Here is a 16,725-nt window from a genome sequence, read left to right on the forward strand (position 1 = left end):
AGAACACAAAGATAGCATAAACCATTCATTTGTTAAACGTCTTATGAAATCATTAACGTTGCTTGTTGTTTTTTTCTAATGCTTTAAGCTTCTCTTCTAAAGCTTTGATCTTGGCTTCTAGATCACTGATTTGGTTTTCTTTTTCTTTTATGGTTACCGCGGTTTCTTCCTTCACTTTTTGAACTGATTCAGTAGCATTTTTCTGAGCTTCGTAGATTTGGTTGGTGTATTCTTCTCGTAGTAACTGATTCTCCTCATTGCTATTTTGTCTCGCCTCTACCGCAGCAGAATTGTACTGAGCTTTCTTAAGATTAACTTCCTTCATCATTTCAGCAATTTCACTATCAACCTTTGCCTGGTATTCAGCAATTTTCTTCGCACCTTCTTCTTTCGCAAGCGCAATATCCTGATTGATTTTCTGAATTTCTTCTTCTTTTAAAGTGTTCGCAGCTTCGATAGCTTGATTAGCTTGCTTATTTACAGTTTCGATTTCATTCGCACTTTCCTTTGTAATATTATTGATTTTTTGAGCCGCTTCTTGTTGAGCTAGTTTTACTTCTTGTGCTGAATTGGCTTTAGCTTGAGCCGCTTTTTGTTCTGCTTCGAATATTTCTTTTGCAGCCTTTTCTTTAGCCAGTTTGGTCTCTAAAGCAAGTTGTTGCAATGTGTTTTTTCTTTCTGTTGCTATTTTTGTTAGTTCTTCGTTAAACTTAATTTTTTCATCTCTGATTCTCGTTGCATTTTCAGTTCTAATGTCTTTAATGGCTTGAGCAGATTGCTGCTTTTCAAGCATCATTTCTTCATTAATCTTTGCTTTTTGATTCGCTGCTAATTTCTTGAGGTCTGCAATTTCCTGTGCATTTTCCTCCTTGATAGACTGGATCTTTTCATTGGCTTCTTGATTAGTCAACTTTAATCGATCCATGGCATTAGTTCTAGAAGTTTTTAATTCTTCCTGTGAAGCTAATATGGCAGCTTTCTTTTCTTCTTCAATTTTAGTAAGTGCCTGGTTCGCTGCACTTTTTGATTTGACGACTGCTTCAGAATATTCCTCTTTTTCGCTTTTTAGCGCTTGGTTTAATTTATTTAACTCGTCTTCGGATAATTTTCTTGCAGCTTCTATTGCAGCATTGGACTTTTCTTTTGTGAGTGTGAGTCTCGCTAAAGATTCTTCTTGAATTTTTTTCTCTTCTTCTGCTGCGAGTTGTTTTTTGTCTATTAATGCTTGATTTATTTTATCAATTTCTTGCTTATAGGCTTCCTGCTTTTTATTGAATTCTTCTTCAATTTTTGCAAGTTTTTCCGATTCGATTTCCGCCGTATTCTTAATCTTAGTCGTCAGAGCAGCATTGATTTCTTCGATGGCTTTATTTGTATTTTCTTTCAATATCAGAATCCGCTCTTGTGCCTTTTTTTCTTGTTCTGCAACTTGAGTGTTAAGTGCTTCTACATTTAGATTAGCAGTTTTCTTTGCTTCTATAAAATCCAAGTTTAATTTTTCTCGAGCGGCATTATTGGCCTCTTTTATCCGAGTTATTTCCTCTAGATTCTGGGTTTGGGTTAAGGCAATTTCTTCAGCTGCCTTTCTTTTAGCTTCAGCTACATCCAGTGAAACTTTTTCTTTGGCAATTGCTGCACTTTCTCTAGATTTCGCAACAGCAAGGGCATTTTCTTCATGAATCTTTTCAAGCATTTCAAGTGCTTTCATCTTTTCATCACCGATCTCTTTTGCTGAAAATTCCTTTCGCTCTTTAATTTTATCTCTGATGTTGGCTAGATTTTCTTCTAGTTCACTTCTTATTTTTTCTATTTCAGAGTTGTATTTTTCCCTTGTCAATGAGATATTGTCAGCATATTCTAGTTTAGATTCCTCTAAGGCCTTGGTAATCTTTAATAATTCTTGCTCAGTTTCAGCTCTTATCTGAGCAATCTTTTCAGCTGATTTTAGTTTTACATCTTGAATCTCTTCAGTAGCTCTTTGTCTTGCTTCTTGGACACTGAGTCCTATCTTTTCTATTTCTTTAGTCGCTTTATCCTTTTCCTTTAGAAGAGTATTTTGATTCTCATTCCTTATTAATTCGATTTGAGCATTGGCTTTTTGACGTTCTTCCAGTACCTCATCAGCCAATTGTTTTTTCTTTTTATTCGAATTCTCATATGCTAAGGCAACTTCCTCATTGATCTGAGATTTTATCTGTTCTGCTCTTTTACGTTCTTCTTCTATTTCGGCCCTCATCCGTTCTTTGACTTCATCCAAGTCCATTTTTAATTCAGAAATTTCTGAATCATTCATCTGTGAAATGGCACGAGTAGAAATCGACTTATTCTTCTCTTCGCTGATATTACTTGCAGGAATTACGTTATTTATTTTTTCAGTATTTAAGTTGGTTTGAAAACACTCTGCAAGTTTTCTTAGAATTGCTTGATAATTTGAGGGTAGTGAAAGCTTTCTCCAATCGTTACTTACGTTGTTTTGTACATATAAAACGTGGATTTTAGTTGATGCAAACCATTTTAAGTCATTGACAGAAATTTGGAATTTATTTTCATAAATAGGGATATTACCTCGACTTGTTCTTTTCGATTTGTTCTGAAATCTAAATCGCTGTCTTTTCTTGTTTTCGTCGATAAGAATGATTTCATCGCCTTCATTGAGAATCCCTCCATTATCTGAAATTAACTTTACAAAAATATTTTGATTATTTGTTTCGAAGGATACGAAATAGGCATAACTTCCTCTAGATACTATTTTTTCAGAAGTCGTTTTTAGAATTTGTAATTGGGCAAGGGAGCTATTGTCTCTAATAAATTGATCGCAATTCTGAGCGTTCAATTGAACACATAAACATATTATGCTTAAGATATGTACAATAATTTTCCTCACCTACACTATTTGTTTAGTACAAATTACGAAAAATATTCAATCTTATTGTCTATGCAATTGTTAAGAAGATAAATCTTTGCAAGCTATCAGATATTTACGCTCTTTTAGCAGCTAGTAGATAAAGTACAGCCATTCTAACGGCAACACCGTTTTCAACTTGCTGGAGGATAATGGATTGGTCAGAATCAGCGACGTCACTACTTATCTCTACACCTCGATTAATGGGTCCAGGATGCATTATGGTAATATCTTTATTAAGGCTGTCCAATAACTGCTTATTAATTCCAAAGTACTGAGCATATTCTCTTAGCGAAGGAATGAACTTGATATCTTGCCTTTCTAGTTGGATTCTTAATACATTAGCAATATCGGCCCATTCTAGCGCCTTCCTGATATCATATTCTACAGAAACACCTAAGGATGTGATAAATTTAGGAATTAGGGTAGGTGGGCCACAAACTTTAACATTGGCACCAAGTTTTTTTAAACAAAAGATATTCGATAAGGCAACCCTAGAATGCTTAATGTCACCTACAATTAGAATGTTTTTTCCCGCTAAATCTGGAATGATTTCCATCATGGAATAAGCATCTAACAAAGCTTGAGTAGGGTGTTCATGAGTTCCATCTCCAGCATTGACAATATTAGCATCTATATTCTTAGCTAGAAAGGCACATGCTCCTGGTGCTGGATGCCGCATCACTACCATATCTACTTTCATAGAAAGGATGTTATTCACAGTGTCGAGCAATGTTTCTCCTTTTTTAACTGAAGAAGATCCAGCTGAAAAATTGACCACATCAGCACTTAATCGTTTCTCCGCTAATTCAAATGAAATTCTCGTTCTTGTTGAGTTTTCGAAGAATAGATTAGCGATGGTTACATCTCTCAGTGAAGGTACTTTCTTAATCGGTCGGTTAATGACCTCCTTAAAGTTCTTAGCAGTTTCAAAAATTAATTTTAAATCATTAGCATTCAGATCTTTTATCCCAAGTATATGTTTGCTGCTGAGTTCTTTAATTTCTGTCATTCAATTTTTATTTTGCGGGAAATAAAAGTATTCTATCTTTCGAATTTTGTTCCTTCCATTCAACTTTCACATAGGCTTCGTCTAAAGCATCTATGGTGATACCTACGTAATCAGCTTGAATAGGTAAATGTCTATTAAATCTTCGATCCACTAAACACAGTAGTTCAACTTGCTCAGGTCTTCCGAAGTCTTGAAGTGCTGCTAGTGCTGACTGAATCGTTCTTCCAGTGTACAACACATCATCAATTAAAATCACCCTTTTCGCCTCAATGAGAAAATCGATTTCAGTAGAAGAAGCCTTGAGTGGGTTTTTTCGTGTTCGAAAATCATCTCTGTAGAAGGTGATATCAAGTTTGCCATATTCTAAGTTGCGATGTCCAAGCTCTATTTCTAAAAGCTCAATCAACCTTTCTGCCAGTAATACACCTCGCTCTTGAACACCTATAATACAGGTGTTGCTGAAGTCTCCATAGTTTTCAATCAACTGATGGGCAAGCCTCTGAAGTGTAAGTTCAAATCGCTTATCTAACAATATGGTTCTTCCTCTACTCATAATATTCATGCAAATATAAAATAAAACACATTTTTTAAAGATTTATTTGGCGATATCAATTTATGTTTATATTATTGTAGTGTACTAATATAGTAATACACTAAAACAGTAAAGATGATTTCAATCAAAAACCTCACTTTTAAATACTCCAAAACCAAGGAGTTGTTTAAAGACTTAAATTTAGAGTTAGAAGCTGGGAAGATATGTGGCTTGTTAGGGAAGAATGGAGCAGGGAAGACCACTTTGCTTCGAAATATGACAGGCCTTTTATTTCCTACTCATGGTTCTGTATATGTATTAGGTCAGGATGTTTCAAAAAGAAATCCAGAGATCGCGAAAGAGATATTTTATGTTCAAGAGGAGTATGAATTGCCAGCGATGTCTATTGATTTATATGCTAAAATATATGCCCCGTTTTATGATCGATTCGACATATCAAATTTTAAAGATCTATTAGAAAAATTTGAAGTGGATTATTCCATGAAAACGCAGAACCTATCATACGGTCAAAAGAAAAAGGTTCAGATTGCATTTGCACTTTCTACAGGAGTTAAGTTGCTGATAATGGATGAACCTACGAATGGACTAGATATTCCTTCTAAAGCTCAGTTCCGAAAAGTTGTTATTTCATCTTTACGTGAAGATCAGAGCATTGTTATTTCTTCACATCAGGTTAGGGACTTAAGCAATTTATTAGATAGAGTAGTGATTGTAGAAGATGGATCAGTAGTACTAAATGAAGATGTGTATGATATTTCTAGTGCATTGCTTTTTAGGCAAATCCAAGGCTCGAATGTGCCAGAGAATGCATTATATCATGAAATGATTCCTGGAGGTTTTTTAGTGGTGCAACCTAATGAAGGAGTTGAACAAAGCCAAATTGACTTAGAAGCCTTGTTTAACGCTGTAGTCACAAGTAAGGATAAGGTCAAATCTATTTTCAAAAACCAAAACATGAACAAGGATGCTCAACTTTAATTTAAAACGACTTCAAGCTCTTTTCTATAGAGAGTTTCATTTTGGTTACAAGCCCATTTTGAAAATATTAACCACAGTAACTACGGTCATCTTTCTAGTTCATTTTGCCATTCGATTTCTCGAAAGGAATAGTGGAAACTTTCAAGGAAACGATGAGATTAATTCGACGATGATCAAATTTGCCATCATCTTATTTCTGGGAGGTTTTTACTATGCATCTATAGCATTTAGAGAGTTTAGTAACTTATCCACTCGGGCTGAATTTCTTGCCTTGCCTGGATCGAGTTTGGAAAAAATAACCATTAAGTGGCTTTACACTAACCCGATTTTTATCTTAACCACAAGTCTATTAGTTTTTATTCTGGCTAGTCTGTTAATGCCTGCGATGGATAGATTTGTAGGGCAAGAATATGTCAATGAAATATTTACTTCTAGAATTTACTGGAACTTAGTTGGGATTTACTTTATCCTTCATAGTATTTTCTTTTTCGGAAGTATTGCTTTTAATAAAACTTCATGGATAAAAACAGTGCTGGCGGTTATGATTATCGCATTGGTAATTGCTGCATTGAATGCTGTATGGTTCAGAATTGTTTGGGCTGACATGTTTGATGGATTATTTCATGTTGCAGAGGTCAATAAGCGGACAGAATTTGGTGTGAACCATGAAGATCCTGCGGATATGTGGCAGATAAAGTTTTTCATATTCGCTTTTAAATATCTATTGGCCCCGGTGCTTTGGGTCGCTAGTCTTTTCAAACTTTCAGAAAAAGAGGTATAATGGAATTCAATAGTAATAATTCGATATACATTCAGATAGCAGATCGAATTTGTGAGCAGATTCTGAGTGATGAAATTGCAGGCGAAGACAGAATACCTTCTGTTAGAGAATTTGCCGCAGATATACAAGTTAATCCGAATACGGTCATGAGAACTTATGGACATTTGCAAGATCAGGGTATACTTTACAACAAAAGAGGAATTGGATATTTTGTTTCAGATAACGCTAAAGATATTGTTATGAAAACTAAAAAAGCTGAGTTCATAAAGGAGAGTTTACCTGAGTTTTTTAAAATGATGGACCTCCTTAAAATTGACTTTAAAGAACTTGAAAAAATTTATAAGAAATCAACTAATCTCCAAAATTAAATCAAATGAAAATGAGTAATATAATTATACTTAGCTTAATCAGCTTAGGAATTGTAACCAGTTTCTCTTTTATCTATTCAATGAAACAAGAAATTAAGTTTGTTGAATTTTCAGAGATAACTGGGAGTGAAAATCTTACTTCTAAAATAATAGAAGTTGCTTCATTTGAGGGCATTATGGCGCATGATCAGATACAGGTTGTGATCCAACAAGGTGAAGCCAAAGTGGAAATCTCTGCGGAGGATAATTTACTAGAATTTCTCAAAGTTGAAAACATAAATGGAGAGTTGAAAATCTTTATAGATAGAGAAAATAAGCCTAACGTTCATAGTAACTTTCCGATGGTGGTCAGAATTTCGAATCCTGAATTTCAGAGTATTAGAGCTTTTAATCAAAGTGAGATTCTCATAGAGGGAGCGTTGAAACAGGATCGAATAAGTATCGAAATGTCTAATCAAAGTAATCTGAGAGGAAGGTTAGAAGTTGACTCTATAGATTTGTCATTGGTGCAGCAGTCTAATGCTTATGTCAATGGGAATTGTGAAGTGTTGAATGTAGAATTGCAGGATCAATCTGGAATTAAAGCTGGATCATTAAATAGTAAAACGATAAATGTTCAATTAAGTGATCAAACTGATGCTAAGTTGAATGCTTTGAACTCCATTTCAGGGAGCTTGAGAAATAATTCTACGTTGAACTTGGAGAATAAGCCTGAGGATAATTCTATATCGAAATCTAGGATGGCTAATTTGAATGTTGGTTGGGATTAAGCAAATTTATGTTTTGATGACAGCACTTTTTCAGTGATGTTACTAATTTCTCGAAACTGATGCTGGCTCTGCAATCCTAGCCTGCGCTCATTGCTTTGCTCGGCTTACAGATACGGGGTCATCTCTTTGTTATTGGTATTGTTTTGATGACAGCACTTTTTCAGTGATGTTATTAATTTCTTGGAGCTGGTACAGGCTCTGCAATCCTAGCACTCGCTCGTTGCTTTGCTCGGCTTACAGATCCTGGTCATCTCATTGTTATTGGTATTATTTTGATGACAGCACTTTTTTAGTGATGTTATCAATTTCTCAGAGCTGATGCTGGCTCTGCAATCCTAGCACTCGCTCGTTGCTTTGCTCGGCTTACAGATCCGGGGTCATCTCTTTGTTATTGGTATTATTTTGATGACAGCACTTTTTCAGTGATGTTATTAATTTCTCGAAACTGATGCTGGCTCTGCAATCCTAGCCTGCACTCGTTGCTTTGCTCGGCTTACAGATCCGGGGTACTAGGTATGGCTCCTCTTGAGCCTTAGCAAATCATGATCATAGATAGAGAATTAACGTTATTTAACAAAGCTATTGGACTTACAAAGGTTAATGATCAAACACCATTTTTTGAAATGATAACCCCAGCGGGGTTCAACCTCTGTATCCAAGCAAACTAGAGTATGAATGAGCCCCAGCGGGGTGACACCTAAGATTATTTCAGTGATGTTATTAATTTCTTGGAGCTGGTACAGGCTCTGCAATCCTAGCCAGCGCTCGTTGCTTTGCTCGGCTTACAGATCCGGGGTCATCTCTTTGTTATTGGTATTATTTTGATGACAGCACTTTTTTAGTGATGTTATCAATTTTTCGCAGCTGATGCTAGCTCTGCAATCCAAGCCTGCGCTCGTTGCTTTGCTCGGCTTACAGATCCGGTCATTATCTTAAAATACCCGCCAACTCTGAAATCTGGTGGATCTCAAAATCGTGTATTTTCCGATCCTCTTTAATCTTATCATGATTAAACCAGCAAGTCTTTAACCCATAACCATGACCACCAGTAATATCACTTCCATAACTATCACCAATCATAAGAACAGATTCTCGGTTAGATATACCAGCATTCTCCATTGCTACTTCGAAGAATCGAGGTTGTGGTTTTGCTGCAGAGATTTCATCAGAAACCGTTATCGAACTGAGAAACGGTTCAAGTTGTGCAGCCTTTAGTCTTGGTCTTTGAACTTCTTTTAAGCCATTCGTTACGATATGGATATTGTAATCTTTAGATAAATCTCTGATGAGTAATTCCGCGCCTGAAACATACTTCGTATTGAGAATCACATTCTCTAGATAAACCTTGTTCCATTCTCCTCCATCACCTTCCCAGCCCATAGCATCGAGATATAAATCAAATCTTTTCGATCTCAATTCTAGAGCTGTTATTTTATTTTCTTCGAACTCCTTCCAGACTTTTGAGTTTCCCTGATTGTATACCGAATAGGAGTCATATGCATCTCGATTAAAATGATTCAACAATGACTTGAATGCCACATGACTAGCATAAGAAAAATCCAAAATGGTATTGTCTAAATCGAAAAACAGGTTTTTTATCTTACTCACTTAACTTCAAATTCTTGTTTACTTGCTCCAGATTCGATCACATATTTTCCCCTCTCCAAATAAAAATTTCCATCATCAGCCTTCTCACTTCCTTCTATCGCAGACAGATTATAGGTTATCAAAGAGATACCATAAGGCAATTCCTTATTGAGAGTTTGAATGATTTTTCCCTCTTCGTTTTTAATATTGATAATTGCATTCTGAGCGTTAGAAGCATAAATCTTTATTTCAAATTTTGGTTCGGTATCTCTATTGAAAATAGAAGGTTTACTTCCCCAGCGAGATGATTTACGTACATCTTCTAAAGCAAAGATATGTAACTTCTCACTTTTGATTTTATTAAATTCTTGGATTGGTTCTATATCAGCCTTATAGAAAGAGCGACCATGTGTTCCTAAAACAATCTCCTTTGATTTTTCTTGAATAACTAGATCATGAACAGCTACAGCTGGCAAATCTTTAGACATAATGGTGAAAGTTACACCACGATCTGTAGAAACATAAACACCATGATCAGTTCCTACATAAAGAACATCCTCGTCGACAGGATCTTCCTTTACCACATTAATTGCTTCATGAGGTAATTCTTGGCCTATTCTTGACCAATTTTGACCATAATCATCTGAGATATATAAATACGGGGTGAAATCATCCCATCGATATCCATTCAGACTAGCATATACCCTTGATTCTTTATGAGTAGAAGCTCTAACTCTGCTTACCCACATATCTTGTGGCAGCTTGTTAGATATTCGGTCCCATGTGAAACCTCCATCTTTAGAAACTTGAATGACTCCATCATCCGAGCCCGTATAAATTAAGCCAAATCTAAATACCGATTCATCTATAGTTGATAATGTGCCATATGCAACGTCTCCCTTTCTACCTCCATTTGTTAAATCTTTTGAAATAGTAGTAAATGATTTGCCTTGGTCCATACTTCTGTGAAGATGATTAGATCCCATGTAGAAAACATCTTGATTATGAGATGAGAGTAGGATAGGGGCTTGCCAGTTCCATCTGTAAGGCCTTTCACCTAATTCATGACTTGGTGTAAGACGGGCTCGTTGACCTGTTTTCTTATTGATTCTATAATAATTTCCGTATTGAGACCCAGCATAAACGATATCTGAGTTACGCGAGTCAATTTGAATTTGCATTCCATCTCCACCTACTAAAGCTTTGTATGGATAATCTCCCGTTCCATGCCATCTCGAACTTGCCTTGTAATTACTTGGACCGTACCATACACCATTATCTTGAGCACCACCATATATATTGTAAGGATCCTCATTGTCGACATTGACATAGTAAAATTGACCTACAGCAGGTGAATTACATTTTATCCAATGTTCTCCATCGTCATAAGTAATATTAACACCACCATCATTTCCATTTATTAGATGACCCGGCATATTTGGGTTGATCCACAATGCATGATGATCTACATGTACATTCTCTTTATTTATATTTTTCCAAGTTTTACCAGCATCATTTGAGGATAAAATTGGCACTCCTGCAATATATAGTTTGTCAGGATTAGAAGGCGAAACTTCGATCATTCCGAAATAGTATCCATAACTATTGTAGAGGTATTCTATATAACCATCATGTGTTTTCTTCCACGTGGTGCCTCCGTTAATACTTACATATACTTCCGCCCCGATAACTTGGGTATCAAAAAGCAATGAATTTGCATCCTCGACGAATTCAACCAATGCTATTGGTTTGATCTCATCACTTTTCACCATCATTTTTAGCTTATCAGCATTGTATTTTTTATCAAATCGATAACTATTCAAAAACCCGCTAAGCAGCTTATTATCAAGACTTAGAAACTCATCCTTAGACATTGTTCGAAGTTGATCTTTACTTAATTTCGTTTCATCAATAGGTTCTGCCGGACGTCTTTCATAATTGTCAAGCAACGCATATATTTTTTCAACTCCATCTTTATGATGCATTGACAAACCAATTCTCCCTACACCTTGACCTACAGGAAATCCACTATCTGCAGTAGTCAATTTGCTGAAACTTTCACCTCCGTCTACACTTTTATAGATTGCGGATCCTTCGCCAGCTTCTACAAAGTCCCAAGCTCTTCTTTCTCTTTCCCAACTTGAAGCATAGAATATTTGATCATTTTGTGGATCTTGTTCTAGGTCTACTACACCGGTTCTATCATCTATGAACAATGTTTTCTCCCACGTTGTACCACCATCCTTAGATTTAAAAACACCTCTTTCTGAATTATCTGAATAAAGGTGCCCCAGGGCAGCGACTAATACTTCATTAGGATTACTTTCTGAAATAATTACTTTACCTATGTGGTGAGAATCTTCTAAACCAACATTTTTCCATGATTTACCATCATCGGTTGATTTGAAAACACCGAGACCAGCATATGAAGATCTACTCGAATTGACTTCACCTGTTCCAACATAAATAACCCCATTTTTCCAATCTACATCGAAATCACCAATTGTCATCACTGCTTCATTATCGAAAATAGGATCGAAACTTGTCCCATTGTTAATGGTTTTCCATAATCCTCCGGAAGCATATGCTACATAAAAAGTAGTAGGATTATCTGGATTTACTTCAATGTCAACTACTCGACCACTCATTACAGTAGGACCGACATTGATAAATGGAATTTGATTAAATGGACTAGATTTTTTAAGAGCTTCTCTTTTTTCAAACGCTTCTGCTCTGTCTTTCGCCCTGCTAGAAGGAGGCTGAAATCCTTGAGAAAATGCAGACGTAGTAAGTAATAAGCACGTAACCGCACTTAATAACAATCGAGTGGTTTTTGTCATTAAAATTAGATTTAGCGTAGTAATGTTCCATAAATTTAATAATCCTGTGGAACTATCCTAATTAATACACCTAACAATAATGGGTTCAGTTACTATTTTATTGCTTAAGTTACCAGATCTGTCCATAATTGTGATCTCATAAGTAACTGTATCAAGAGGAAATTCTTGTGGTGCGCTGCATGGAGGAATATTATTGGGGAAGATGCAACACGTTGTGTATAAGAGTAATTGGATCTCTCCAGTAATTCCATTTCCTATCCCTTCTTCAGGAATATATGGGCTCTTGAATTTATCTTGAAAATTTCCTGTTCGTAAATCTTTTATGAAAATGTTCCTTGTCGTATCTTCAGGATTATGTCCTAAGTCTCCATCGCCATCTGTAAACGAGAACGTTACAAACAATGAATCTGTATTTAGACTATTTTGGTTTAATGTCGTTTTACTAATTCCAACGTATTCTATGACCGGTTCATCTGGATAATCTGGTGCATTTATACAAGAATGGAAAATAAAAAGAACAAAGATGTATGGAATATATCTGAACATATATATAAAATTAATTAATTATGCCTTAATTTTTAGTAGAACGTTTGAAATATGTCTAATTACATCTTAGAAAGAGAAAAAATAGTAAAACTGTTTAACGAACGGTTTTATAAGGCAGATTTTAATGCGTTCGCGTTAGAAGTCTTTAGATTTCAGCATGAATACAATTCTACCTATCGGTCTTTCTGTGATTTATTAGGAATAAATCCACTTCAAATCACTTCACCAGAACAAGCTCCATTTCTGCCTATAAGTTTTTTTAAAAATTATGTGATCAAGACTGGACAGTGGAAAGGTGATGTTGTGTTTGGTAGCAGCGGGACGACAGGTTCTATTCGCAGTAAGCATCATATACGATCTGAGGAGTTCTACTTAGAAAATGCAAAAGAAGGATTTATAGAAGCTTTCGGTCCCATTAAAGATTATTGTTTTCTAGCCATTTTGCCAGGATATACTGAAAGACCTGATTCCTCATTAGTGAGTATGGTTAACTCTTTTATTAAACAAAGTGATTATGCATTTTCTGGTTACTACCTGGGAAAGGAAACGGAATTAATTGAAGTTCTTAATCAATGCAAGTCGGAGGGTATTCCAACAGTTCTGTTCGGAGTGAGCTTTGCGCTTTTAGACTTGTGTAAATATCAGATCGATTTTCCAGGATTACAGGTAATAGAAACAGGTGGTATGAAAACTTCTAAAATAGAAATGTCTAAGGAAGAAATTATAGCTAAGTTTCGAAAAGCGTGGAATCTAGATGCGGTCGGATCTGAATATGGAATGACAGAATTATTGTCTCAGTCCTATTCCTCAAATGGAAAGTGGTATCAGTCAGCTTCTACTAAGAAAATATATATAGGAGAATTAAGAGATCCGCTAGAGTTAGAGAAGAATCATAAAACTGGAATTATAAAGGTGATAGATTGTGCCAATTTTGATACCTGTAGCTTTATAGAAACGCAAGACTTAGGTATTCTAAATGATCGATCTGAATTTCAAGTATTAGGCAGAATGGATAATGCCGAACTGCGCGGTTGTAATTTACTACTTGATGAGTCCTTGGAAGATCCAGTTAGCTAGTGCTTGTCTATTAGAATTTAATAAAATTCTTTTCTGATCAAGCGGATTCTGGATATTTGCTAACTCAATGTAGACAATAGGAGGATTCGTATTATTTACCATATATAATCCACGGTGCCGAATGGTTCCTTTGTAACCTCTTCCTTTTTGAAACTTGTCATACTTACTCTGGAATGTTTTATGGATATTATGAGCTAACTCCTTTCCTCTAGGTGAGTTTTTGTGATGGTAAAAGAAAACATCTTTTCTTGCACTTTTCCCCGCAGAGTCTACATGCAAGGCGATTACAGTATGATCTTTGTATCCTTTTTTCTTGTATTTTAAATATAGGGTGTTAATATGTGAAACTCGTTGTTCAAGTCTCGCACGCTGGTTTAGAGGCAATTTTCGACCATTACATCTTTCATCTTTATCGCACTTTAAATATTGAGCGTCTCGTATTCCGTCATTTTCATCTTGAATAATAATTTCCACAACTGCACCGTGCTGCTTAAGGTTTCTTGCAAGTCTTAATGCAACATCGTAGGCATATTCATCTTCACATAAATCTTGTGGACAAGTAGTACACATTGTTCCTGGATCCGGACCTCCATGACCACTGACGATGTAAAACACCTTATCTTTTAAAGACTGATCTACTTCCTCATATTGTTCGTAAGCCTTGCCAAATAGCTGTTCTACTTTAAAGTTTCGTTTTGTACTAGAATTATTAGAAGATGGTGCTTCCACCTTTGCAGGTGTAACTTTATTGATATTGTTATTGGCAACAGGAACGCCAACTAAGGTTTGGTGCTCATTGTTTTGTTTCGTACTACCACCACAATATAACGATGAAAAGGGAACCCAAAGCTGCTTGTCTTCTTTGTAAGAAGATTTTCTGAGCCCATTAGCATGCATCATTTCATTATACTTCTGAATCCCAACTGCAAGATCCCAGTCATCTTTACCTATAGAAGTTCGGATATTTACAGCATTGTAACTATAAACCAGAATTGGAATAAAGTATTTTCTTCCTACTTGAAGTTTAGCGTCCTTACCAAGATTATTCAATTTGTAGAATTGCTTAATATTACAATACTCATCTACTAAGTTGTATTTTCTTAAAATAGAGTAAACTCCATCGCCGTTTTCTGCTGCAACCTTATAGTACGTTGCATCAGAAGCAATAATTCCTATCGTAGAAAAGAAGGAAAAAAGGAAAATATAGGCCAATCGAGTCATGGGAAACCAGTATTTTATATATTATAAATTATTGTAATATAACAAAGTTATCAAATTCTAATCAAGAAAAAAATATAATTCATCGGAATTCAAAAATTTTGCATTAAAAGCAAAGATTTCAATAAACACCACTACATTTGTAGGAGTGAAAGTTTTATCTAACATCTGGTATCTAATCCTTAAAGATTTCAACATTGAGCTTCGTCAACGTTACATCTTAGCGAGTATATTCTTATACGTAATAAGTACTGTATTTATTATTTCTAAGATACTTCAGACGGTTAGTCCTATGCTATGGAATGCGATTTTTTGGATACTTTTCATATTCACTGCAGTAAGTGCGATGATGAAAAGTTTCAGCCAAGAAATTTCTCAACGGTCCCTTTATTACTACTATCTTACTGGACCTATCGAAATAATTATTGCGAAATTTATATATAATTTCTTCAGTTTGTTGCTTATGGGATTACTCATAATGGCAGCTTTTATTGTTTTTATAAATAATCCGATCGAGAACTATGGGATATTTGTATTGGGTGTGATTTTAGGTGCATTAGGAGTAAGTGTTATTTTCACTTTAGTTTCCTCTATTGCATCGAAGGGCGGAAATAGTGCTACGCTTATGTCTGTGCTTTCGATTCCTCTAGTTTTACCGGTGGTTTTATTCAATCTAAGAATCACTGGTGCAGGCATAGGAATTCTTGGAATGACAACAATTGCAAATGACATTTTATTATTGTTGTCAATAATTACAATACTTGTAGGTGTTTCATTAATTTTGTTCCCACAAATTTGGCGTACTTAAAAAGGGTCTATGAAAGGTATTTGGTGGAAAGGTTTAGGAGTTTTATTAATGCTTTATGTAATTATCGTTGGATTTTTAATGCCATTACGGCCAGGAATTACAACTGCATTTCCTCAAAATATTAAGTCTGGAGAAACTTCAGTGATCACGGCCTCGACTTATAACGCGAGGTTAGAAACCCTTTCAGCAAGTGATTTAAGAGCTTGGTTGGTAAGAGATACGACTTATATTCTACAAGCACAAAGCGTCAAAATTTCTGGTGACCAAAGTGTGGATGTAACATTCGATGTGCCCGAAAATCTACCAGTTGATGAGGAAGTACTAGATTTCTCTTTAGTTCTGGATGCACCAGAAATGGGGAGCATCGTATTACCATATAGTATTTTCATTGCGAAGAAAGGAAGTGATCTAAGTTCTGGAATGACAGCGTGGACATCAGATAGTCTTGGTAAGTTAAATAAGCATAAAGGATTAGCAATTCCATTCAGGAACCTTTTATTCGAGACTTTAAGAAATACTTATTTTCACGTAAGCCTCTGGTTTTCCATGTTTATCCTCTTTCTTATTTCAGTTATTTATAGTATTAAGTTTCTCAGAAAGAGAGAGCCATATTTTGATAATGTTGCAAGTAGCCTAGTAGAAGTAGGAACCTTGTTTGGAATTTTAGGTTTAGCTACTGGTGCTTTGTGGGCTAAGAATACGTGGGGGACATATTGGACAACGGATGTGAAACTTAATATGGCAGCAGTATCGATGATGATTTATGCGGCTTATTTAGTATTGAGATCTAGTATTAAGGATGGCGATAAAAAGGCAATAATCTCTTCTAGTTACAATATATTTGCTTTCTTTATCATTGTTCCATTGATCTTTGTAATACCGAGGTTAACGGATAGTTTACACCCAGGTAATGGAGGAAATCCAGGCTTCGGTGGTGAAGATATGGATAACACAATGAGGATGGTTTTCTATCCCGCAATTATTGCATTCACGTTGATCGGATTATGGATGTCAAATTTGATGATAAGATATAAGAAATTAAGAAATAGAATCGATGAAATATAAATTACTATTAGTTTTAGCAATAATAAGCATGAGTATTAATACTGCTTTTGCACACGGTGATGGACCTGACTTTTTTAGAAGTATAGGAAAGATTTATGTGGTCGTAGGCGTGATGGTGATCACCTTCATAGGAATTACTTGTTTTTTAATATATATAGATCGGAAAATTAAAAAAATCGAAAACGAAATCTCAAGCCACAATTAGATTTCAATAAAACAA

General features: G+C 35.5%; 15 protein-coding genes. 8 read left to right on the forward strand and 7 right to left on the reverse strand.

Going from position 1 to position 16,725, the window contains the following annotated elements; genetic code table 11:
• Window positions 1–52: 52 nt before the first annotated feature.
• The 3 genes from L2586_RS11665 to pyrR all read right to left on the reverse strand — a co-directional run bounded on the left by L2586_RS11665 (window position 53) and on the right by pyrR (window position 4,467).
• The gene (locus L2586_RS11665) at window positions 53–2,884 is read right to left on the reverse strand and encodes a hypothetical protein (RefSeq protein ID WP_235293077.1); all 2,832 of its coding nucleotides are present in this window, start codon (window positions 2,882–2,884) and stop codon (window positions 53–55) included.
• Window positions 2,885–2,978: 94 nt separating this feature from the next.
• Window positions 2,979–3,914: an aspartate carbamoyltransferase catalytic subunit gene (locus tag L2586_RS11670; RefSeq protein ID WP_235293078.1), complete on the reverse strand. Its 936-nt coding sequence runs from the start codon at window positions 3,912–3,914 to the stop codon at window positions 2,979–2,981.
• A 7-nt stretch (window positions 3,915–3,921) separates the two neighbouring features.
• Window positions 3,922–4,467, reverse strand: coding sequence for a bifunctional pyr operon transcriptional regulator/uracil phosphoribosyltransferase PyrR (gene pyrR / locus L2586_RS11675; RefSeq protein ID WP_235293079.1), 546 nt, complete (start codon window positions 4,465–4,467; stop codon window positions 3,922–3,924).
• A gap of 114 nt (window positions 4,468–4,581) precedes the next feature.
• Here pyrR and L2586_RS11680 point away from each other — a divergent pair, with 114 nt between their 5' ends.
• From L2586_RS11680 to L2586_RS11695, 4 genes are read left to right on the forward strand one after another with little or no spacing between them, the layout of a single operon-like run.
• The gene (locus L2586_RS11680) at window positions 4,582–5,445 is read left to right on the forward strand and encodes an ABC transporter ATP-binding protein (RefSeq protein ID WP_235293080.1); all 864 of its coding nucleotides are present in this window, start codon (window positions 4,582–4,584) and stop codon (window positions 5,443–5,445) included.
• A gap of 58 nt (window positions 5,446–5,503) precedes the next feature.
• Window positions 5,504–6,226: a hypothetical protein gene (locus L2586_RS11685; RefSeq protein WP_235293081.1), complete on the forward strand. Its 723-nt coding sequence runs from the start codon at window positions 5,504–5,506 to the stop codon at window positions 6,224–6,226.
• Entirely contained in the window at window positions 6,226–6,594 is a 369-nt protein-coding gene (locus L2586_RS11690; protein ID WP_235293082.1) for a GntR family transcriptional regulator, read from the forward strand. Before L2586_RS11685 ends, L2586_RS11690 begins: the two co-directional genes overlap by 1 nt.
• Before the next feature lie 11 nt (window positions 6,595–6,605).
• Window positions 6,606–7,364 carry a GIN domain-containing protein gene (locus tag L2586_RS11695; RefSeq protein ID WP_235293083.1) on the forward strand — a complete coding sequence of 253 codons (759 nt, stop codon included), beginning with the start codon at window positions 6,606–6,608 and terminating at the stop codon, window positions 7,362–7,364.
• 927 nt (window positions 7,365–8,291) lie between these two features.
• Here L2586_RS11695 and L2586_RS11700 read toward each other — a convergent pair.
• From L2586_RS11700 to L2586_RS11710, 3 genes are read right to left on the reverse strand one after another with little or no spacing between them, the layout of a single operon-like run.
• Window positions 8,292–8,972 (reverse strand): YjjG family noncanonical pyrimidine nucleotidase, encoded by a 681-nt coding sequence (locus L2586_RS11700; protein WP_235293084.1) that lies wholly within the window; start codon window positions 8,970–8,972, stop codon window positions 8,292–8,294.
• A complete protein-coding gene (locus L2586_RS11705) occupies window positions 8,969–11,791 on the reverse strand; it encodes a beta propeller repeat protein (protein WP_235293085.1) in 2,823 nt (940 codons plus the stop codon). The genes L2586_RS11700 and L2586_RS11705 overlap by 4 nt, the downstream gene beginning before the upstream one ends.
• A 57-nt stretch (window positions 11,792–11,848) precedes the next feature.
• Window positions 11,849–12,337 carry a hypothetical protein gene (locus tag L2586_RS11710; RefSeq protein ID WP_235293086.1) on the reverse strand — a complete coding sequence of 163 codons (489 nt, stop codon included), beginning with the start codon at window positions 12,335–12,337 and terminating at the stop codon, window positions 11,849–11,851.
• Between the two features lie 51 nt (window positions 12,338–12,388).
• Here L2586_RS11710 and L2586_RS11715 point away from each other — a divergent pair, with 51 nt between their 5' ends.
• Complete coding sequence (locus tag L2586_RS11715; protein WP_235293087.1) at window positions 12,389–13,414, forward strand: LuxE/PaaK family acyltransferase; 1,026 nt, start codon at window positions 12,389–12,391, stop codon at window positions 13,412–13,414.
• Here L2586_RS11715 and L2586_RS11720 read toward each other — a convergent pair.
• The gene (locus L2586_RS11720) at window positions 13,379–14,635 is read right to left on the reverse strand and encodes an N-acetylmuramoyl-L-alanine amidase (protein ID WP_235293088.1); all 1,257 of its coding nucleotides are present in this window, start codon (window positions 14,633–14,635) and stop codon (window positions 13,379–13,381) included. The two genes, L2586_RS11715 and L2586_RS11720, sit on opposite strands and share 36 nt — an antisense overlap.
• Window positions 14,636–14,780: 145 nt before the next feature.
• Here L2586_RS11720 and L2586_RS11725 point away from each other — a divergent pair, with 145 nt between their 5' ends.
• Genes L2586_RS11725 through L2586_RS11735 form a run of 3 tightly spaced genes read left to right on the forward strand, consistent with a single transcriptional unit; the run spans window position 14,781 to window position 16,710 of the window.
• Window positions 14,781–15,440: a heme exporter protein CcmB gene (locus tag L2586_RS11725; protein WP_235293089.1), complete on the forward strand. Its 660-nt coding sequence runs from the start codon at window positions 14,781–14,783 to the stop codon at window positions 15,438–15,440.
• Window positions 15,441–15,449: 9 nt separating this feature from the next.
• Entirely contained in the window at window positions 15,450–16,505 is a 1,056-nt protein-coding gene (gene ccsA / locus L2586_RS11730; protein ID WP_235293090.1) for a cytochrome c biogenesis protein CcsA, read from the forward strand.
• The gene (locus L2586_RS11735; protein ID WP_235293091.1) at window positions 16,495–16,710 is read left to right on the forward strand and encodes a CcmD family protein; all 216 of its coding nucleotides are present in this window, start codon (window positions 16,495–16,497) and stop codon (window positions 16,708–16,710) included. Before ccsA ends, L2586_RS11735 begins: the two co-directional genes overlap by 11 nt.
• Window positions 16,711–16,725: the final 15 nt, after the last annotated feature.

Source organism: Portibacter lacus (assembly GCF_021533215.1).
GTDB lineage: Bacteria > Bacteroidota > Bacteroidia > Chitinophagales > Saprospiraceae > Portibacter > Portibacter lacus.